16 protein-coding genes are annotated in these 19,518 nt (G+C 71.8%); 13 read left to right on the plus strand and 3 right to left on the minus strand.

Annotated elements, in window-relative coordinates:
- Positions 1–92 precede the first annotated feature (92 nt).
- The 4 genes from HCK04_RS15770 (at position 93) to HCK04_RS15785 (ending at position 6,907) form a co-directional block, all read left to right on the plus strand.
- Positions 93–1,931 carry a hypothetical protein gene (locus HCK04_RS15770; RefSeq protein ID WP_168065969.1) on the plus strand — a complete coding sequence of 613 codons (1,839 nt, stop codon included), beginning with the start codon at positions 93–95 and terminating at the stop codon, positions 1,929–1,931.
- 193 nt (positions 1,932–2,124) lie between these two features.
- Positions 2,125–2,382 (plus strand): WhiB family transcriptional regulator, encoded by a 258-nt coding sequence (locus tag HCK04_RS15775; RefSeq protein ID WP_079313297.1) that lies wholly within the window; start codon positions 2,125–2,127, stop codon positions 2,380–2,382.
- A 191-nt stretch (positions 2,383–2,573) separates the two neighbouring features.
- Complete coding sequence (locus HCK04_RS15780) at positions 2,574–5,444, plus strand: glycosyltransferase family 2 protein (protein WP_142648091.1); 2,871 nt, start codon at positions 2,574–2,576, stop codon at positions 5,442–5,444.
- A complete protein-coding gene (locus HCK04_RS15785) occupies positions 5,441–6,907 on the plus strand; it encodes a DUF5719 family protein (protein WP_142648092.1) in 1,467 nt (488 codons plus the stop codon). Before HCK04_RS15780 ends, HCK04_RS15785 begins: the two co-directional genes overlap by 4 nt.
- Positions 6,908–6,911: 4 nt before the next feature.
- Here HCK04_RS15785 and HCK04_RS15790 read toward each other — a convergent pair whose 3' ends face one another.
- Positions 6,912–7,307 carry a metallopeptidase family protein gene (locus tag HCK04_RS15790; protein ID WP_168065971.1) on the minus strand — a complete coding sequence of 132 codons (396 nt, stop codon included), beginning with the start codon at positions 7,305–7,307 and terminating at the stop codon, positions 6,912–6,914.
- A gap of 248 nt (positions 7,308–7,555) precedes the next feature.
- Here HCK04_RS15790 and HCK04_RS15795 point away from each other — a divergent pair, with 248 nt between their 5' ends.
- The 7 genes from HCK04_RS15795 (at position 7,556) to HCK04_RS15825 (ending at position 13,822) form a co-directional block, all read left to right on the plus strand.
- Positions 7,556–7,921 carry a DUF3499 domain-containing protein gene (locus HCK04_RS15795; protein ID WP_142622849.1) on the plus strand — a complete coding sequence of 122 codons (366 nt, stop codon included), beginning with the start codon at positions 7,556–7,558 and terminating at the stop codon, positions 7,919–7,921.
- 71 nt (positions 7,922–7,992) lie between these two features.
- Complete coding sequence (locus HCK04_RS15800) at positions 7,993–9,348, plus strand: phosphomannomutase/phosphoglucomutase (RefSeq protein WP_142648094.1); 1,356 nt, start codon at positions 7,993–7,995, stop codon at positions 9,346–9,348.
- 4 nt (positions 9,349–9,352) lie between these two features.
- Positions 9,353–9,526, plus strand: a complete 174-nt coding sequence (locus HCK04_RS15805) for a Trm112 family protein (protein ID WP_076432865.1) — start codon at positions 9,353–9,355, stop codon at positions 9,524–9,526.
- Positions 9,523–10,677, plus strand: a complete 1,155-nt coding sequence (locus tag HCK04_RS15810) for an SIS domain-containing protein (protein WP_142648095.1) — start codon at positions 9,523–9,525, stop codon at positions 10,675–10,677. The genes HCK04_RS15805 and HCK04_RS15810 overlap by 4 nt, the downstream gene beginning before the upstream one ends.
- Positions 10,678–10,711: 34 nt before the next feature.
- Positions 10,712–11,653, plus strand: coding sequence for a cation diffusion facilitator family transporter (locus HCK04_RS15815; RefSeq protein ID WP_142648096.1), 942 nt, complete (start codon positions 10,712–10,714; stop codon positions 11,651–11,653).
- Positions 11,654–11,798: 145 nt separating this feature from the next.
- Positions 11,799–12,377 carry a DUF6230 family protein gene (locus tag HCK04_RS15820; RefSeq protein ID WP_205830305.1) on the plus strand — a complete coding sequence of 193 codons (579 nt, stop codon included), beginning with the start codon at positions 11,799–11,801 and terminating at the stop codon, positions 12,375–12,377.
- Between the two features lie 11 nt (positions 12,378–12,388).
- A complete protein-coding gene (locus HCK04_RS15825) occupies positions 12,389–13,822 on the plus strand; it encodes a DUF6114 domain-containing protein (RefSeq protein ID WP_142648098.1) in 1,434 nt (477 codons plus the stop codon).
- Between the two features lie 24 nt (positions 13,823–13,846).
- Here HCK04_RS15825 and HCK04_RS15830 read toward each other — a convergent pair whose 3' ends face one another.
- Entirely contained in the window at positions 13,847–14,179 is a 333-nt protein-coding gene (locus tag HCK04_RS15830; RefSeq protein WP_142622861.1) for a MerR family transcriptional regulator, read from the minus strand.
- 166 nt (positions 14,180–14,345) lie between these two features.
- Here HCK04_RS15830 and ahcY point away from each other — a divergent pair, with 166 nt between their 5' ends.
- Positions 14,346–15,773: an adenosylhomocysteinase gene (gene ahcY / locus HCK04_RS15835; protein WP_147944041.1), complete on the plus strand. Its 1,428-nt coding sequence runs from the start codon at positions 14,346–14,348 to the stop codon at positions 15,771–15,773.
- A gap of 61 nt (positions 15,774–15,834) precedes the next feature.
- Positions 15,835–17,091 carry an adenosylhomocysteinase gene (locus tag HCK04_RS15840; RefSeq protein ID WP_142648099.1) on the plus strand — a complete coding sequence of 419 codons (1,257 nt, stop codon included), beginning with the start codon at positions 15,835–15,837 and terminating at the stop codon, positions 17,089–17,091.
- A 390-nt stretch (positions 17,092–17,481) separates the two neighbouring features.
- Here the strand turns inward: HCK04_RS15840 and HCK04_RS15845 are convergent, their stop codons facing one another.
- Positions 17,482–19,488, minus strand: coding sequence for a DUF222 domain-containing protein (locus tag HCK04_RS15845; protein WP_142648100.1), 2,007 nt, complete (start codon positions 19,486–19,488; stop codon positions 17,482–17,484).
- Positions 19,489–19,518: the final 30 nt, after the last annotated feature.

The raw sequence follows: 19,518 nt of genomic DNA on the forward strand, positions 1-19,518 counted from the left end.
TGTTCGGCTTGTGAGGTTGCTGGGTCTGACGACGCTTAAGTCAGTCATGTGCAAAACTTCCCCGAGTGCCGTTTGGACCGATGGGGGTAGTCGTGCTCAAGGTCGATACCGGCCGGCTCCGAGAGCCGGCCGCGTGGACGATGCTCGCGGTGGTGATCACCAGCGTCCTCGTCAGCATCGCGCGCATGCTGATCGGATCGACGGTGAGCAGCACCTTCGGCATCCGTGCGGCGGCGAACCTCTACTCCCTCGTGTCCCCGGTGTCGGCCGCGCTCGCGTTCGGCGCCGTGCTGCTCGTCGCCAAGGCAGGCGCGCCGACCCCCCGGGCCCGCCTGGTGGCGCTCGGCGCGGCCGGGTCGCTCGCTCTCGGCATCGTCTTCGGCGTGATCGCCCTGCTGGGCGTGCTCGTGGGCGACCTGCCCACGTTCCGCGACCGGTTCGAATACCTGATCACCGGACTGCCGATGGTCGCGCTCGCCGTCTTCGGCGCGCTGTACGCGCTGAGCACGGCGTCGGCGCTCCAGCCCGCCAGGGAACCGGCGGGCGACTTCTTCGGCAGGCGCGACGACGCCTACCCGCCCCAGCCGTACGCTCCGGGCCTGCCGCCCCAGCAAACTCCGCAGGGCCCGCAGGTGCCGCAGGGCGCTTACGGCCCGCAGGACCCGCACACTCCGCACGCTCCCCAGCAGGGTCCCGGCCCGATGCCCGCTCAGCAGGCGCCCGTCCAGAACGTCCCCCAGGCCGCGCCGCAGAGCGCCCCCCAGACTCCGCAGCAGGGCCAGCCGCAGAATCAGCCGCAGAATCAGCCGCAGGGCCAGCCCGCGTACGGGCAGAGCGCGCCGGTGCCGGCTCACCCCCAGCTCCCGCCCGCCGAGCACCGGTATCCGGAGCACCAGCAGCAGTACGCCCAGGAACAGCAGTACGAGCAGCAGTTCGGTCAGGAACAGCAGTACGAGCAGCAGCCCTCCTACAACCCCGCCCCGACCGCGCCGCAGCCCCCGCAGTTCCTCCCGCAGCCCGCGCAGGCCCCGGCTCCCACCCCGGCTGCCGCCCCCGCGCCCGTTCCGGCCCCGCTCCCGGCTCACTCGCAGCAGCCGCCCCGGCCGTCGCTGCAGGACGTCCAGACCGGCGCGCACTACTCCGACTACGGCGCCTACGGTGCGCAGCCCGAGGCCGCGGCGGCGCCCCAGCGGCCCGACTACTCCCCGCCGCCGCAGGGCCCGGTGTTCGACCAGTACGGCTACGCGGGCCAGCAGACGGACTCCGGCTCCGGCGGCTACGGCCAGATCCCGAGCGCTCCCCCCGGCGCTTCCAACGCCCCCGGCGTCTCGGGTGGCTACGGCCAGCCCTCCTCCTACAGCCCGAGCCCGGCTCCCGAGGCCAGGCCGTACGAGCAGGATCAGTCGTACGGGCAGGACCAGTCGTACGGGCAGGACCAGTCCTACGGGCAGGGCTCGCCGTTCTCCGGCTACTCGGGCCAGGCGTTCGCCCGCCCGGGCGGCGAGCACCCGGCCGGCGGCACGGCCTTCGACGCTCCCCCCGCGTACGAGGCCCCGGCCGACCCGAGGGAGCAGCAGCTCGCGCAGGCCTACCAGCAGGCGCAGAGCTACCAGCAGGGCGCCCTGCCCGACCACCCCACCGGCCCGCAGGACATGCCGGAGTACTACGACAACCCGCTCGGCCACCCCCAGTCCGAGCCCGCGCCGTTCCAGCCCCCGATGCCCGGCCCCGCCGACCAGACGCTCCGCTTCGACCCCTCCGGCTATCAGGGAGACCCGCTCAGCGACCCCCTGCGCAGGGAGGAGCCGCTCGATCCGACGGCCATCTACACCCCGGATCGGTCGCAGGCAAAGTATGAGGAAGGTTCCGCCCCTGATCAGGCAGGCCGCGGAACCGACCCCAACCTCCCTTGGTATGGTTCCGAACGCTGATAGGACCGTAGATCGGGGCGTTACGAACCGGGGCGAGCAGGTCTTTCCCCGGGTATCGTTATGCCGCTTGACGCCACACGCGCCACGCGCGTGTAATTACAGACATGTTGTTACGCCTTCCCGAGGGTGGGTATAGGGCAGGCGTTTTTATGGGGGGCTCCATGTGGGCGGGCGAGCGACAGGGAGGTGTGCAATGACCGATCTGGTCATGGCACAGGCGCTCGATGGTGAAGATCTTGGGTGGCAGGAACGCGCATTGTGCGCGCAGACCGATCCTGAGGCGTTCTTTCCTGAAAAGGGCGGTTCCACCAGGGAAGCAAAGAAGGTGTGCCGTTCGTGTGAGGTACGCGCCGAATGCCTTGAATACGCGCTTCAGCATGATGAGCGTTTCGGCATCTGGGGCGGCCTGTCTGAGCGGGAAAGACGCAAGATCAAGCGCCAGGCTGTCTAGGCGTCCATGACTGCGACGTGAGCGGGGTCGTGCGTTCGACGCGCGGCCCCGCACTCATGTCTGTACGCGGCTGTCTGCGGGCATTTGTCTGGGTTGCTGTTGACATCCTGTTTCGCCTGGATGTGATCGGGTGAGTCCGGGTTGCCGTATCGTGGTCGGCGCTCAGCCGTACGACCCCCCTAGGACTCGACGTGCACTCGGTGACCGCGATCGTCGTCGCTCACGACGGCGCCCGCTGGCTCAAGGAGACGCTGGCAGCGGTGCTGCGGCAGACCCGGCCTCTCGACCGTGTCGTCGGCGTCGACAACGGCAGCCGTGACGGCAGCGGGAAGCTGCTGACCGAGGCGTTCGGGCAGGGCAACGTGCTGACCCTGCCCAGGTCGACCGGGTTCGGCGAGGCCGTCCACGAGGTGCTGCGGCGGCTGCCGCCCGCGCCCGCGCAGGAGTGGGTCTGGCTGCTCCACGACGACTGCGCGCCCGACCCGCACGCGCTGCAGGCCCTGCTGTGGGCCGCCGAGCAGGATCCCAAGGCCGCCATCCTCGGCCCCAAGCTGCGCGACTGGCTCGACCGGCGGGTGCTGCTGGAGATGGGCGTGACCGTCAGCAGGTCGGGACGGCGCGACACCGGCCTGGAGCCCAGGGAGTACGACCAGGGCCAGCATGACGACGGGATCGCCGACGTCCTGTCGGTCTCCACAGCGGGCATGCTCATCCGCAGGGACGTGTGGGACGAGCTGTCCGGCCTCGACCCCGAGCTGCCGCTGTTCCGCGACGACCTCGACCTGTGCTGGCGGGCCCGTACGGCCGGGCACCGCGTGCTCAACGTGAGCGACGCGGTGGCCTGGCACGCCGAGGCGTCGGCGCGGCGGCGGCGCAGGATCGCCACCAGCGAGCAGCACCCGCGCAGGCTCGACCGGCGCAACGGCCTGTTCGTCCTGATGGCCAACGTGCCGTTCGGCGCGCTCGTGCGAGCGCTGCTGCGCAACGTCATCGGGTCGACGCTGCGGGCCCTGCTGTTCCTGCTGGCCAAGCAGCCGGCCAACGCCCTCGACGAGCTGGCCGCGCTCGGCTCGGTCATCGGCCACCCCTGGCGGCTGCGGCGGGCCCGCAAGGCCAGGAAGAAGGGCAGAAAACAGGGCTGGCCCGCGATCCGCCGCAAACTCACCCCGCCGGGCGCCGCGCTGCGGCGGCTGGCCGACATGGTGCAGGGCTTCCTCGCCGGAGCCGGGCCGGTCGACTCGGCGGGCCGCCACCACGCGGCCGCGGACCCCGGCCAGGAGGACGACGGCGACGAGCTGCTGACCGACTCCGGCGGCGTCCAGCGCGTGTTCAGCAGCCCCGGCGTCGTGCTCTGCCTGATCCTCGCGGTGATCACGCTGGCGGCCGAAAGGACGCTGCTGCCCGCCCTCCTGTCGTCCGACGGGCACCTGGGCGGCGGCGCTCTGGTGCCGGTCACCGGGAGCGCGTCCGACCTGTGGCGGCTCTACGTCGAAGACCACCACGCCGCCGGGCTCGGCTCGCAGACCTGGGCGCCGCCGTACGTCGCCGTGCTGGCCGGGCTGTCGGCGGTCGCGCTGGGCAAGACGTGGCTGGCCGTGGCCGTGGTGCTGCTCGGCTGCGTGCCGCTGGCCGGGATCTCGGCGTACGCCGCGACCAAGCGGATGATCTCGTACACGCCCGCGCGGGTCTGGCTGGCCGCCACCTACGCCCTGCTGCCGGTCACGACGGGCGTGATCGCGGGCGGGCGGCTCGGCACCGCGATCGTGATCGTGCTGCTGCCCGTCTACGCGGCGCTCGCCACGCGGGTGATCGCCGGGTCGCGGCGGGCCGCCTGGGGCTTCGGCCTGCTCCTGGCCGTGGGCACGGCCTTCGTCCCGCTCGTGTACGCGCTGGTGGCCATCCTCGGCGGGCTCGCCGCGGTGTCCTTCGGCGGCATCCGCAGGGGCGTCAGGCGGTCGCTCGTGATCGGCCTCGGCACCCCGGTCGTGCTGCTGTTCCCGTGGCTGGTGCAGATCGCCAGGGAGCCGGGCCGGATCCTGCTCGAGTCCGGCCTGCACGACGCCCGCCTCATCGATCCCCGCCTCGGCGCCGACCACCTGCTCATGCTGAGCCCCGGCGGGCCGGGGGTGCCGCCCGTGTGGGCGACCGCGGGCCTCATCGCGGTCGCGCTGGCCGCGCTGCTGCTGCGGCGGCACCAGATGGTCGTCGCCATCGGCTGGGGCGTCATGCTCTTCGGGCTGCTGGTGGCGATCGTGGTCAGCCGGGTGAACATCGCGGCGTGGCCGGGGGTGCCGCTGGCGTTCGCGGCGACCGGCCTGCTCGTGGCCGCCGCGCATCAGGCGCACCGGATCGCCGAGTTCCGGGCGGCGAGAGGGTGGCGCCGCCTGGGCGCGATGCTGATCGTCGTGGTCGCCTTCGCGACCCCGCTCGCCGCCGCCGCGCTGTGGGTGATGAGAGGCGCGCAGGGCCCGCTGCGCGGCGACCTGAGCGACCCGGTGCCGGTGCTCGCCGAGCTCCAGTCGGAGCCCGGCGAGGGCACGCTCCTGCTGCGTCCCAGGGACGGCAGGGTCGGCTACACGCTGATGCGCGGCCGGGGCCCGCTGATCGGCGAGTCCGACCTCGAATCACCCCGCGACGTGACCGACCGCTTCACGACCGCCGTCGCCGGGCTCGCCTCGGGCCGCGGCAGCACGTACGTCGAGACGCTCGCGTCGTCCGGGGTCCGCTTCGTGACCGTGCCGGGCCCGGTCGACCCCGCCCTGCAACGGGCGCTCGACTCCCAGCCCGCCCTGGTCAGGGTGAGCCTCTCGGAGACGGGCGGCCTGTGGCGCGTGGCCGGTCAGGTGACCGTGCCCCCGCCACCCGCCACCGCGGGCACGCTGCATCGGGGCTGGCTGTGGGCACAGGGCGGGCTGCTCGTGCTCGTGCTGATCCTGGCCTCGCCCGGCGCCCGTACGAAGGAGCCGGAGGGCGACTACATCGACGCGCCCCCCGAGGAGGCCCCGCGCAACCGCCGCAGGGCGAAGGAAGGCCGGGCCAAGGAAGATCGGGTGCCCGCGTGAGGAGACTGATCGAGAACCGCTTCGGCCTGCTCGCCCTGGTGCTGGTCGCGCTGGGCGCGTTGTATGGCGTGGCCTTCGTCAGCCGGCCCGCGCCGGTCGCGCAGGCGCGTCCGCAGGCCGTCAGGGCGCCGGTGGAGTCGGTGACCGCCGTGTGCCCCGCGCCGTCCGGCAGCCGGGTGAGCGTGGTGACCCCGGCCGACCCCGAACGGCCCGAGGCCCCCGGAAGCGCCACCCTGTCGGGGATCAAGGCTCCGGGAGACAGGAGCGGAGGGAAGGGCGGCAAGGGCGACGCCGTGATCGACCGGCCGGGCCTGCTGTGGCAGCGCGAGATCGCCGCCGGGGGCGGGCCTCTCGTGGTCGACGCCACCGGCTCCATGGCCGCCGGGCTGGAGAGCGCCCAGACCGCCAGGGAGACGTCGGGCGCCCAGCGGGGGCTCGCCGGAGTGCGGTGCGTCGAGCCGGGCGCGGAGAGCTGGTTCATCGGGCCGGGGCCGGCCGCGGCGGAGATGACCCTCTACCTCGCCAACCCCGACGCGGCCCCGGCCAACGTCTCGTTCATGGTCTACTCCGGGGAAGGCCCGGTGCTGAGCGAGCGCGGCAACGGCGTCGTCGTCAAGCCCGGCCAGCACCGTGTGATCAGGCTGCGCGACCTCGCGCCCTCCCCGCTGATCATGGCGCTGCAGGTGAGCACCCGCAGCGGCCGGGTGGCCGCCGCGGTCAAGGCCGTGCTGGGCGAGGGCAGGGGCGTCGACTGGCTGCCCGTCGCCGCCGCCCCGGCCACCCGCGTCGTCGTCCCCGGCATTCCCGGCACCGCCGGGCAGCGGGAGCTGTACGTCGCCGCGCCGGGGGAGCGGGACACGTCCGTGCGGATCAAGGCCGTGCTGAAGGACGGCTCCTACGCGCTGAAGAACAAGGAGACGATCGAGGTGCCGGCCGGGTCGGCGTCCTCGCTCGACCTGTCCACCGGGATCGGCGGCCAGCCGGCCGCGCTGGTGCTGGAGTCCGACGTCCCGATCGTGGCCGGCCTGAAGATCACCGGAACGGGCATGCGGCAGGACGTCGCCTTCACGGCCGGCGCCCCGTCCATCGACCTCGGCAGCGTCGTCGCGGACGGTCGCGCGGAGGGCAAGCAGACCTCCCGGCTGGTGCTGTCGGCGCCCTTCGCGGCGGCCACCGTGGAGGTCCAGATGGTGCCGACGAAGGGGGCGGCGCCGGACCCGGTCGAGGTGAAGCTGCCCGCCGCCCGCACCAAGGAGCTCAAGCTCGCGCCGCCGAAGGGCGGCAAGGGCGGCTTCAGCGTCGTCGTACGGCCGAAGCCGGGTTCAGGTCCCGTCTACGGCGGGCGCGTCCTCGACGAGGGGGCCGGTGATGGTCAGATGGTGACCGCGCAGCCGCTGGCCATGGCCAGGATCTGGGCCCTGGTGCCCCCGGCCGTCGACTCCCCGGGCGCCGTGCTTCCTTAAGGAGCTAGTGCCGGTCGTCGTAGCCGGGGTCGATCGTCTCCGGGGTGAGGCCCAGCAGGCTGGCCACCTGCTCGACGACCACGTCGAGGACCAGCGTGCCGAGCTGCTCGCGGTCGCGGGCCCGGGCTTCCAGCGGACGGCGATACAGCACCACGGCGGCGGGTTCGTCCCCCGAGGCCGACTCCGCCCGTCCCAGGGGGATCGGGTCGGAGGACAGCCGCGCCGGCCCGTCCAGCAGCTCCGCGGCGGGCGGCACCTCCTCGACCGCGAACTCGACCGACGCGAGCTGGGTGCCCCACCGAGGCTTGAGCCGGTCGACCGCGTCGAGCACCAGGTCGTCGAACCGCTCGCCGCGCGACTTGGCGATGGGGACGTGCGAGGGCGCGAGGGGTCCGCGCATGCCGCGGCCATGCCGGTCACGCCGGCGCACCCGCCGCCCTCGATCCGGCCTGTCACCGCTCCGATCGCTCACGCAGTCAGCTTAGAGCCCACCCCGCCGATGCGGTGGGCCCGACGGCTCGTGTCCGCTCGTGTCCGCTTTGCCCAACAACGTCATGTCGACTTCAGAGATCGCGGAATTGTGGCGACACGTTCAATAAGAGCGGCGGGGTGGTGGCAATGTGAACGCGGACCGGATACGGTCCCTCCGTGAGCCCCGTCCGCAGCTGTTCCCGTACCGCCTGCAGGCAGCCTGCCGTCTTCACACTCACGTATGTCTACGCCGACTCGACCGCCGTCCTCGGCCCCCTGGCGACGTACGTCGAGCCACACTGTTACGACCTGTGCGCGGAGCACGCGGAACGGCTCACCGCGCCCAGGGGATGGGAGGTCGTGCGCCTTCCGTCCGAGTCCGCCACCCCCAGCGGGGACGACCTGGAGGCCCTGGCGAACGCGGTACGCGAGGCCGCGCGCCCCGCTCCCGCCGCCGGCGAACCCGTCGGCCAGGCGGTCGAGGTGGGCCGCCGAGGTCACCTGAGAGTGCTCAAGTCCGCCCAGCCCAACAGGGAGCGCTGACACCCCGCTGCGTGGGCGATAGGGCGCTATAGGCTCAGGTGCGAAGACTTAACGACTTTTAGGGGCGTGCAGTGGCCGACCTCAGCAGGATCTTCAAGGCGTACGACGTGCGGGGCGTGGTGCCCGACGAGCTCGACGAGGAGATCGCACAGGCCGTCGGAGCGGCCTTCGTCGAGCTGACCGGCGCGTCATCGGTGGTGATGGCGCACGACATGCGCACCTCGTCCGGCCCGCTGGCGGAGGCGTTCGCGCGGGGCGCGACCTCCCGGGGCGCCGACGTGATCAACGCGGGGCTCGGCTCGACCGACATGCTCTACTACGCCAGCGGCAGCCTCGGCCTGCCGGGCGTCATGTTCACCGCGAGCCACAACCCGGCGAAATACAACGGCATGAAGATGTGCCGGGCGGGCGCCGTGCCGGTGGGCACCGACACCGGCCTGCTGCAGATCCGCGACCACGCGGCCGAACTGCTCGACACCGGGTTGGGCGGCACGCCGGGCGCGGGCACGGTGACCCGGCGCAACCTGCTGGAGGGCTACGCCGCCCACCTCAAGACGCTGGTCGACCTGTCGGGCATCCGGCCGCTGAAGGTGGTCGTGGACGCCGGCAACGGCATGGGCGGCTACACGGTCCCGGAGGTCTTCAAGGGCCTGCCGATCGAGCTGACCCCGCTCTACTTCGAGCTCGACGGCAGCTTCCCCAACCACGAGGCCAACCCGATCGAGCCGGAGAACCTGCGCGACCTGCAGAAGGCGGTCGTTTCGCAGGGCGCGGACATCGGCATCGCCTTCGACGGCGACGCCGACCGCTGCTGGGTCATCGACGAGCGGGGCGAGTCCGTCTCGCCGTCCACGATCACGGCGCTGGTCGCGGTCAGGGAGCTGGCCAAGAACCCCGGCGCCACGATCATCCACAACCTGATCACCTCCAAGGGCGTGCCGGAGATCGTCGCCGAGCACGGCGGCAAGCCCGTACGCACCCGCGTCGGCCACTCGTTCATCAAGGCGGAGATGGCCCGCACCGGCGCCGTCTTCGGCGGAGAGCACTCGGCCCACTACTACTTCCGCGACTTCTGGTACGCCGACTCCGGCATGCTGGCCGCCCTGCACGTGCTCGCCGCGCTGGGCGAGCAGGACCGGCCGCTGTCGGAGGTGCTGTCGCAGTACTCGCGGTACGCCGCGTCCGGGGAGATCAACAGCAGGGTCGACGACCAGGCCGGCGCCCTGGCCCGGGTGCGTGAGACCTTCGCGGGCCGTGAGGGTGTTACCTTCGACGAGCTGGACGGACTCACCGTCAGCGGTCCGGACTGGTGGTTCAACCTGCGTCCGTCCAACACCGAGCCGCTGCTCCGGCTCAACGCGGAGGCAGCCGACGAGGAGAAGGTCGCCGCAGTCCGAGACGAAGTTCTCGCCGTTGTAAGGAGCTGACGAGTTGAAGATCGACGACTGGCTGCTGGACATCCTCGCCTGCCCGGCGTGCAAGTCCCCGCTCCGCGCCGTCCCCGACGCGGACGAGCTGGCGTGCACCTCCGAGTCGTGCGGGCTGGTCTACCCGGTGCGCGACGACATCCCGGTGCTCCTCGTCGACGAGGCACGCAAGGCATGAGCAGTGCCGGAGGGGCCCGATTCGAGCCCGACCGGCTCGACGACCAGGCATACCTGGTGGAGGGCGACCCCTCCGGCGTGCTCCGTTCCGTGGCGTCGTCGGCCGCCCAGGTGCGGGCGGCCTACCGGTCGGCGGTGGAGAACGGCGTGGCCCGGGTCGGCCGTGACGGCCGCCCCCGCGCGATCGTGGTGGCGGGCATGGGCGTCTCCGCCCTCGTGGGCGACGTGCTCGAGGCGCTCTGCCGATACGGCGCCCCGGTCCCCGTGGTGACGGTGCGCGGCCACCGGCTGCCCGGCTGGGTCGGCGCCGCCGATCTCGTCATCGCCGTCTCCCGCTCCGGCAAGACCGAGGAGACCGTCGCCGTCACCGCCGAGGCCGTACGCCGCGGGTGCGCGCTCGTGGGCGTGGGCGCGCCCGGCACGCCGCTGTCGGCGCTGGTCGAGCGGGCCGGCGGGCCGTACGCGCAGGTGGGCGGGGCGACCGGGGTGGCCGGGCAGCCGAGGGCCACGCTGTGGTCGCTCATGGTGCCGCCGATCCTCGCGGCGGCCTCGCTCGGGCTGGTGACGGCCGGGGAGAGCGAGTTCGAGTCGGTGGCCAAACGGCTGGAGGACCTGGCCCATCGGTGCCGGCCGTCGAGCGAGGCGTTCATCAACCCCGGCAAGACGCTGGCGATGGAACTGGCCGGGACGCTCCCGGTCATCTGGGGCACCTCGCCGCTGGCCGCGGTGGCGGCCCACGGTCTGGCCGCCCGGCTGAGCGGGGACGCCGGTTATCCGGCGATCTGGGGAGAGCTGCCCGAGGCCGCCCACAACCAGATCACGACGTTCGACGGACCCCTCGCCGGGCGGGACATCTTCGCCGACCCGTTCGCCGACGAGCCGGGCGACGGCGCGCGCCTGCGCCTGTTGCTGCTGCGTGACGAGGAGGAGCACCCGCAGGTGACCAGGTCGCGCACGGCCGCCGTACGGCTGGCCGAGGACCGGGGGATTCCGGTCTCCGAGATCCTGGGCGAGGGCGCGCACCCGCTGGACCGGTTCGCCGCACTGGCCGGATTGTGCGACTACGCGAGTGTCTACCTCGCTCTCGGGTACGGGATCGACCCGGCGTCGGCCGTCGCGGCGAGGGAACTTCAGGCCAGGATTTCCCAATAGGATCGCCTCGGCCGTTTGAAATGAGGAGTCCATCGTGAGTGCGGGTGGCGGTACCAAGGCGATCCTTGCGGCGCTCGGCGCCAATCTGGCGATCGCCGTGGCGAAGTTCGTGGCGTTCCTGTTCACCGGGTCGTCGTCGATGCTCGCCGAGTCGGTCCACTCGGTGGCCGACTCCGGCAACCAGGCGTTGCTGATGCTCGGCGGCAAGCGCGCCGCCAAGCAGAGCACCCGCAAGCACCCCTTCGGCTACGGCCGGGAGCGCTACTTCTACGCGTTCGTGGTGGCCGTGGTGCTCTTCACGATCGGCGCCCTGTTCTCCCTCTACGAGGGCTGGCACAAGATCGCGGACCCGGAGCCGGTGGAGTCGCCGGTGTGGGCCTTCGCGGTGCTGATCTTCGCGATCCTCGCCGAGGGCTACTCGTTCCGTACGGCCATCAAGGAGTCGAGCGCCCTCAAGGGCGACCACTCCTGGGTGGCCTTCATCCGCAGGGCGAAGGCGCCCGAGCTTCCGGTGGTGCTGCTGGAGGACTTCGGCGCGCTGCTCGGTCTGATCTTCGCGTTGTTCGGCGTGACGATGGCCGTGGTCACCGGCAACGGCGCGTGGGACGGCGTGGGCAGCCTCGTGATCGGCGTGCTGCTCGCCGTGATCGCGGTCATCCTGGCCACCGAGACCAAGTCGCTGCTGATCGGCGAGAGCGCGACGCCCGAGGTCGAGGACAAGATCTGCGCCGCGCTGGAGGCCGCGCCCGAGGTCAGCCGGGTCATCCACCTGCGCACTCTGCATCTCGGCCCGGAGGAGCTGCTGGTCGCCGCGAAGATCGCCGTCGAGCACGACGACACCGCCGGTGAGGTGGCTCGCGGCATCGACGAGGCCGAACGGCGCATCCGCGAGGCGGTTCCGATGGCCCGGGTGATCTACCTGGAGCCGGACCTCTATCGGGCGGACGCCGCCTCGGGGCAACGTACCGGCGCATAACGCCCGTTACGGGCGGTTCGATTTCCTTGCGCACCGTGATTGAAATGTGATGCACGGTCACTTCATCGCTGGTGGTACCAGTCGGTAACTTTACCCTTACATTACGGCTGGTTGACTCCGGAGGTGACTCGTGGTTCAGGGACGCGTGCGGTGGAAACGATTCGCCCTCGTCTTCGTGCCCGCGCTCGCGGTCGCCTCCGTACTGGTCGGTGCGACCGCGGAGGGGGCGATCGGGGCGTCGTTCGTCGTCTCCGGTGACACCTTCAAGGTCTCCGCGGACACACTGCAGGGCCAGGGCTTCGTGCAGTACGGCAGCACGGTCGAGAACAAGAAGGGCCAGAAGATCCCGGTCGCCGTCTCCGGCATCCGGAAGGCCACTCTGACCAACATGTGCCAGACCGTGCTGGTGAAGTCGCCCGTCGGCGCCGTGACCATCCGGATCACCGCCGGCACGGGCAAAGACCCGGTGACCGCCGAGAACATGATCGTCGACGCCACCCAGATCGAGGGCAACGCGGTCTTCACGAAGCTGGAGGCGGGCCGCGACGCCAGCGCCCTCGACCAGCTTCCGGACGGACAGGGCGCGTCCGGCATGTTCGGCCAGCAGGCCGCCGGGATCACCATCAAGGACTTCCGGCAGGTCTCCTGGGCCGTCAACGCGGCCACGTTCAAGCTGCCGGGGCTGAAACTCGCCGTGGAGCCGGGCCGGCACGAGTGCTTCTGATGGAGCGGCCGGTGAAATGGCGGCGGTCGCGGCCGTTCTGGGGCGGCCTGCTCGTGCTCGCGGCCGGCCTGGAGCTGCTGAGCATCCCGTTCGCGACCCAGGCCCTGCCGCTCGTCATCCAGTCGGGCACGGTCGGCGCCACCTATCTGATCGCGCTGGTGCTGATCATCCTGGGCCTGATGGTGTGGCTCCAGCCCGGCCAGCGGGCCTTCCTCGGCGTGGTCGCCGTACTGGTCTCGATCGCCTCGTTCGTCTACGCCAACCTGGGCGGTTTCCTGATCGGCATGCTGCTCGGCCTGGTCGGAGGCGCGCTCGCGGTCGCCTGGACGCCCGCGGAGACCACCGAGGCCGGCACGGCTCCGGCCGCGCCCGCGGCGCCTCCCGCGCTCTCGGACGGGGGCATCACCTTCACCGAGCGGCGGGTGGTCAGCGGCGACGAGCGCCTGGAAGCCGCCCGGCCGCAGCGGCCCGCCGAACCCGCGGACGAGAGCCCGCGCATCCTGGTCGCCCGGGTCAAGCGCGACGCCGATCCCGCCCCCGACGCCCCCGACGCCCCCGGCTCTGGCGGCGGTGCCGATGAGGACCCCGACGACGGTGGCGGTGGCGTACGTCCGGACGGCGGCGGGCGCGGGGACACCGGACCGGGTCCGGGGGCCAAGGCGCTGGCCATCGCCGTGCTGCCCGTCATCCTGGCGGCCGGGACGGCCCTGGCGCGGGACGATCCGGGAACGGGCGGGCAGGGCGGTTCCGGGCAGGGCGGTTCCGGGCAGGGTGGCTCCCTCCTGCCCGGCGTCCTCCCGAGTGCCGTCCCCAGCGGCCTGTCCGACGTCCTCGGCGGTGTCCTGCCCAGCACACTCCCCACGGCGCTCCCCACGGCGCTCCCCACGGCGCTGCCTACGAAGCTACCCACGAAGCTGCCCACGGATCTGGAGGGCGCCGTGGGGTCGCTCACCGGCAGGAAAAGCCCCTCGCCGTCACCCGGCGAGGACGGGGACGACCAGCCGGGAGCCCCTTCGACGCCCGGGGCGGTGCGGGTCGCGACCGAGCCGGCCGCCGTACGCGCACCCTCGCTGACCATGACCGGCATGAAGTTCACCGGCGTGGTCGAGATGCCCACCGCGACCGGCACGGTCAAGATGCTGCGCTTCACCATGGACAAGGCCGTGCTGGAGCAGCCCCAGCAGACGATGGGCCCGGCGACGCTGAGCGGCAGCACGTTCACCTTCGAGGGCAACGTGGTGATCTGCACCACGAAGATGACCGCCAAGCTTCTCGGCGTGCCTCAGGAGTTCACCGCCGAGCACCCGAACCTGCTGGTCAGGGCGCTCAAACTGGTGCCGTCCCTGAACGTCCCGCTGACGATGACCGACATCGTCAGCGAGCAGCCGTATGTCACGGCCGACTCCCTGCGGGCCGACGACCTGCGCCTCGTGGTCGGCGCCTGAGCTCTGGCTGCCCGAGCGCCTGATTCACCGGTGCCGGAGCAGTCGCAGGGCCTTCTCCTTCTCGAAGTCCAGCGCCCGGCGCGGCGCCTGGATGCGCCCGATGCGCACGCCGAGATCCCGTACGGCCTGGGCCACCGCGGGCTCGGACAGCGCCCGGAGCGCGAAGGCCAGCTCGGCCGGTGAGACGTCGAACCGCCGCTCCAGCTCCATCGCCTGGCGCACCGCCTCCAGCTCGTCGGGCCCGAAGCGCCGATGGGCGCCCCTGTCCCGTACGGGCGGCAGCAGGCCAAGAGCCTCCCGGTAGCGCAACATCCGGGGAGACATGCCGAGCCGCTTGGCCGCCTCGGTGATGCGCATCGTGCCTCCGGTCCCCGTTCCTGGGTCCACGCTAGACAGTCTGAGTGCCTCCGGAACCCGTCAGCGGGGGAATCTCACATTCTTGTGTCAGGTTCGTGCCCCCGCGTATGCGTTCCTGCGTCCGCGACGCCTAAACTCGCAACGACGGACAACGGAGGAGACACTCATGGACTTCAAGGTCGCCGACCTTTCGCTTGCGGAATTCGGCCGCAAAGAGATCCGCCTCGCGGAGCACGAGATGCCGGGCCTCATGGCGACCCGCAAGGAGTACGCCGCGGCGCAGCCGCTGCGCGGCGCGAAGATCATGGGCTCGCTGCACATGACGATCCAGACCGCCGTGCTGATCGAGACGCTGGTCGCGCTCGGCGCCGACGTCCGCTGGGTGAGCTGCAACATTTTCTCCACCCAGGACCACGCCGCCGCCGCGGTCGTCGTCGGCCCTAACGGCACGGTGGACAACCCCTCCGGTGTTCCGGTCTTCGCCTGGAAGGGCGAGACGCTGGAGGAGTACTGGTGGTGCACCGAGCAGGCCCTCCGCTGGCCCGACGGCTCCGGCCCCAACATGATCCTTGACGACGGCGGCGACGCGACGCTGCTCGTGCACAAGGGCGTCGAGTTCGAGAAGGCCGGCGCCGTACCGGTCGCCGGTGAGGACGACCCCGAAGAGTGGGCGGTCATCCTCGACACGCTCCGCCGCACGGTCTCCGCGGACAAGTGGTGGACCCGCGTCGCCGAGGGCATCAAGGGCGTCACCGAGGAGACCACGACCGGCGTGCACCGCCTCTACGAGATGCACAAGTCGGGCACGCTCCTCTTCCCGGCGATCAACGTCAACGACTCGGTGACCAAGTCGAAGTTCGACAACAAGTACGGCTGCCGCCACTCGGTGATCGACGGCCTCAACCGCGCCACCGACGTGCTGATCGGCGGCAAGGTCGCCGTGGTCTGCGGCTACGGCGACGTGGGCAAGGGCTGCGCCGACGCGCTGCGCGGCCAGGGCGCCCGGGTCATCGTCACCGAGATCGACCCGATCTGCGCGCTCCAGGCCGCCATGGACGGCTTCCAGGTCACCACCCTGGAGGAGGTCGTCGGCATCGCGGACATCTTCGTCACCTGCACCGGCAACTACGGCATCATCAGCGCCGAGCACATGTCGCAGATGAAGCACCAGGCGATCGTGTCCAACATCGGCCACTTCGACAACGAGATCGACATGGCCGGCCTGGCCCGCATCCCGGGCATCAAGAAGGTCAACATCAAGCCGCAGGTCGACGAGTGGGTGTTCCCCGACGGGCACTCGATCATCGTGCTCGCCGAGGGCCGCCTGATGAACCTCGGCTGCGCCACCGGCCACCCGTCGTTCGTCATGTCGAACTCGTTCACCAACCAGGTCATCGCCCAGATCGAGCTGTTCACGAAGACCGACGAGTACCCGACCGGCGTCTACGTGCTGCCCAAGCACCTCGACGAGAAGGTCGCCCGCCTCCACCTCGACGCGCTCGGCGTGAAGCTGACCAAGCTCAGCAAGAAGCAGGCGGAGTACATCGGCGTCGACGTCGAGGGCCCGTACAAGCCGGACCACTACCGCTACTGATCGCGACTCGCACGACGGGGGCGTGGGCCCGGCCCGCGCCCCTCGTCAGGAGGCAGACGGCGTGATTCAGCCGGACATCACGGCGGACATCGCGGAGGCCGGAGAGCGGCGCATCGAGTGGGCGGCCCGCTCGATGCCGGTCCTCCAGGCGGTCGGCGCCGGGTTCGGCGCCGACCGGCCGCTCGACGGCCTGCGCCTCGCCGCCTGCATGCACGTGACCGCCGAGACGGCGGTGCTCCTCGGGGCGCTGCGGGAGGGCGGTGCCCGCATCGCCCTGGCCGCGTCCAACCCCCTGTCCACGCAGGACGACGTGGCCGAGGCGCTCAGGACGTACGGCATCGCCGTACACGCCCGCGCCGGGGTGGACAAGGCGACCTACTACCGGCACATCCACCAGGCACTCGACATCGCGCCCCACGTCGTGCTCGACGACGGATGCGACCTGGTCAACACCCTGCACACCGAGCGGATCGAGCTCCTCGACGGCGTGGTCGGCGGCTGCGAGGCGACCACGACCGGGATCATCCGGCTGCGTCAGATGGCCTCGGAGAACGCGCTCCGCTTCCCGATGGTCGCCGTGAACGACACGCGGACCAAGCGGATGTTCGACAACCGCTATGGCACCGGCCAGTCGACGCTCGACGGCATCATGCGGGCCACGAATGTCCTGCTCGCGGGCCGCACCGTGGTCGTGGCCGGCTTCGGCTTCTGCGGCCGGGGCGTCGCGGAGCGGGCCAAGGGCCTCGGTGCGCGGGTCGTCGTCACCGAGATCGATCCGGTCAAGGCACTCGACGCCGCCCTCCAGGGCTACGACGTACGGCCGATGAGCGTGGCCGCCGAGATCGGCGACGTGTTCGTGACCGTCACCGGCAACCGCGACGTCATCCGCGCCGAGCACCTGGCCGTCATGAAGGACGGCGCGATCCTCGCGAACGCGGGTCACTTCGACGTCGAGATCGACGTACGGGCGCTGGAGGAGATGGCGCGCGAGGTGCGCTTCGGGATCCGGCCCAACACCGACGAGTACGTCCTGGAAGACGGCCGCAGGCTGCTGCTGCTCGCCGAAGGGCGCCTGGTCAACCTGACCGCCGCCGAGGGGCACCCGGCCGCCGTGATGGACATGTCGTTCTCCGCTCATGCGCTCGCCGTCGCCTGGCTGGTCCGCGAGTCCGCCCGGCTGTCGCCGGGTGTCTATGACGTGCCGGCCGACATCGACGCCGAGGTGGCCCGCCTGAAGCTCGCCGCCGCCGGGATCTCGATCGACGCGCTCACCGGCGAGCAGGAGGAGTATCTCCGCTCCTGGCGCTTCGGGTCCTGACCTCGTCGGCCCGAGTTCTCCATTCCGGCCTCATTCCCATATCCGCCCCGGGTCTGCCCGCGCGCCCCGCTCCCTCTGCGCCTCCCCGCTTCGCTTCGGCAGCCGCGCTGGTCGGTCCGCGCTGGGGACCCTGCGGTTGCGCCGCCCGGGGCGGCCTGCGTGCCACGCCCCTCTGTGCTTCCTGTCTCCTTCCCGTAGCCGTGCGGGCCTGTCCGCGCGTCGCCGGGCTTGCCTGCGCGGCAGGCTCTCTCTGTGCCTCCCGCTTCACTTCACAGCCGCTGGGCCTGTCTGCGCGTCCACCCCGCCCGCTGCCTCCCGCCTTGCTCGCGGCTGTGCGGGCTCCCGCGCGTTGCCCGGTGCCGCGTCGCGCTCCCTGTGTGCCCCCGCGTCTTACTCGTGTAGTCGTCGGGCTTGTCCGAGGCGGTGGTAGGTGAAGGCCCAGCGGTCTTCGCCGACGTTGCGGCGGGTGTAGCGGTCGGGGTGCTGGTAGCGGTCGCGGTTGTGGAACTGGCAGGCCGGGCCGAGGAGTTTCAGGTCCGTGAGGCCGCCGGTGCTCCAGTTGTCGGCGTGGTCGATCTGGCACATGGTCGCGGGCAGGGGGCAGCCGTCGACCCAGCAGGTGGCGTACCGGGCGTAGATGGCCCGGCGTTGGGCGGGGGTGGCCAGGCGGACTTTTCGGCCCATGTCGAGGACCTGCCCGTCGGCGTTCATGACGATCCGCACCAGAGTCGAGGTGCGGGCGAGGCGGTGCACGCTGGAGACGGGCAGCACCTGCCCGGTCGCCAGCAGCAACCCCGGCGGCACCATCCCCGACGACGCACGCAGCGACGATCCCAGTGCCGTTCCCAGCGCTCCCGGCGTGCCCTGGCCATGCCGGCAGTCCCCCGCAGGCCGATGCCCGGCGTGGGTGTGACGTGCGGAGGCGTCCTCGGGAGGAGGATCCGGCTGCACCGCCTCCGAAGGCGCTGTGTCCGAAGGTGCTGTGTCCGAAGGTGCTGTGTGGGAATCTCCGTCGCCGTCGGGAGAGGCGGTGCTTGCGGTGCCGGGCGGTTCGCATTCATGGGCGTCGCTTCCCGCACCGGTACCTGCCTCGGCCTCAGGTTCAGTCTCGGCACTGTCGAGTCCGTCCGCGGCGTCGGGGGCGTCGGTGCCGCCCGCAGCACCGGGGTCGCCTATCACGTCGGAGACGGCGTCGTCGGCCTGGTGGGGGGCGTCGGTGCCTCCGGTGGCGTCGGGGGCGTAGTCGCTGGTGTCGTCGGCCTCGGGAGTGTCGAAGCCGTCGGGGCCGTCCGCGCCGCTCGGGTGACCGGGGCCGCTCATCGCGTCGGAGGCGTTGTCGGCGGCCTCGACAGGCGCAGGGGCTACGGTGTCGGCGGCGCTCTCGGTGCAGGCGTCAGCGGCTCCGTCGGCATCGGCATTGCTCCCCGCACCGGCACCTGCCTCGGCCTCGGCCGCGTCGAGGTCGTCGGACTCGCCGGGAGCAAAGTCGCCTGTGTGCTCCCGGCCTTCCTCGAAGCCCTCGGCGTCCCGCGCGTCCTCGACATGGTCGGCGGGGTCGTCGGTGGCCGGGTCGGCGGGGTCTTGGGTGGCTGGGTCGGTGTCTTCGGTGGCCGGGGCAGCGGGGTCTTGGGTGGCCGGGTCGGCGGTGGGGTCGGTGGTTTCTGGGTTGGTGTTGTCGGGGTCGGTGGGGAGGGATTCGGCGCTGACCACGACGAGGAGCTCGGTGACGATCTTCTGCTCCAGCAGGGCGATCAGCGCGTCGGCCTGGCGTACCGTCAGCGGGCGGTCATCACCCTGTGCCCTCAGCTTGGCGTACGCCTGCAACAACGTCATCAACCGGGCGCCGGCCTCACGCGGCAGGTAGAACTCCCCTTCCACGCCGCCGCCCTTGCCCGGGCGGACTCGCAGGAACCGCCGCCCGTAATCGGCCCGCTCATCCCGTTCTTCCCCGTCGGGGTCGAGCACCGCCCGCAGGTGGCGGCCGGCTTTGGCGACTTCCGCCGCCCCCGCTTTGCTGGCCAGGTCCACCAGGATCGGCTCCGCCAGGGTGGCTTGCTCGTCGGTTAGTCCGGCGACAGCGGCGCAGATGGCCTCCACCACCCCCGCCGCCAGCTCACCCGCAGCGAACTTCTCCCGCACGGTAGGGAGGCGCGGCAGTTCCGCGCCGAGGGTGAGCAGGCGGCCCGCACCGCCCACCGTCATCCCGGCGGCGGTGCGTAGCCAGCAGCGGGTGGAGGCATGCCCATGCTGCCTGGCCTGACCTGCTCGGTGGACCCGGCCGACGCGGTCGGCCAGCGCGCTGGTGATCCGATCCCGGGCGAACAGCAACTCCTCCGCCTCGGCCAGGCACATGTCCACGTCGTCGGGCAGCGGGGTCAGCGCCAGCTCTTGGGCCACCTCACGAACCGACCCCACCACCACCCACGA

Source organism: Microbispora sp. CL1-1 (assembly GCF_012034195.1).
In the GTDB taxonomy this organism is placed as follows: Bacteria; Actinomycetota; Actinomycetes; order Streptosporangiales; family Streptosporangiaceae; genus Microbispora.

Bases quoted from the DNA above. Each gene is read 5' to 3' on its own strand.
- ahcY (WP_147944041.1), top strand. From the start codon at position 14,346: ATGGACTTCAAGGTCGCCGACCTTTCGCTTGCGGAATTCGGCCGCAAA.
- HCK04_RS15790 (WP_168065971.1), bottom strand. From the start codon at position 7,307: ATGCGCGGACCCCTCGCGCCCTCGCACGTCCCCATCGCCAAGTCGCGC.
- HCK04_RS15810 (WP_142648095.1), top strand. From the start codon at position 9,523: ATGAGCAGTGCCGGAGGGGCCCGATTCGAGCCCGACCGGCTCGACGAC.
- HCK04_RS15830 (WP_142622861.1), bottom strand. From the start codon at position 14,179: ATGCGCATCACCGAGGCGGCCAAGCGGCTCGGCATGTCTCCCCGGATG.
- HCK04_RS15775 (WP_079313297.1), top strand. From the start codon at position 2,125: ATGACCGATCTGGTCATGGCACAGGCGCTCGATGGTGAAGATCTTGGG.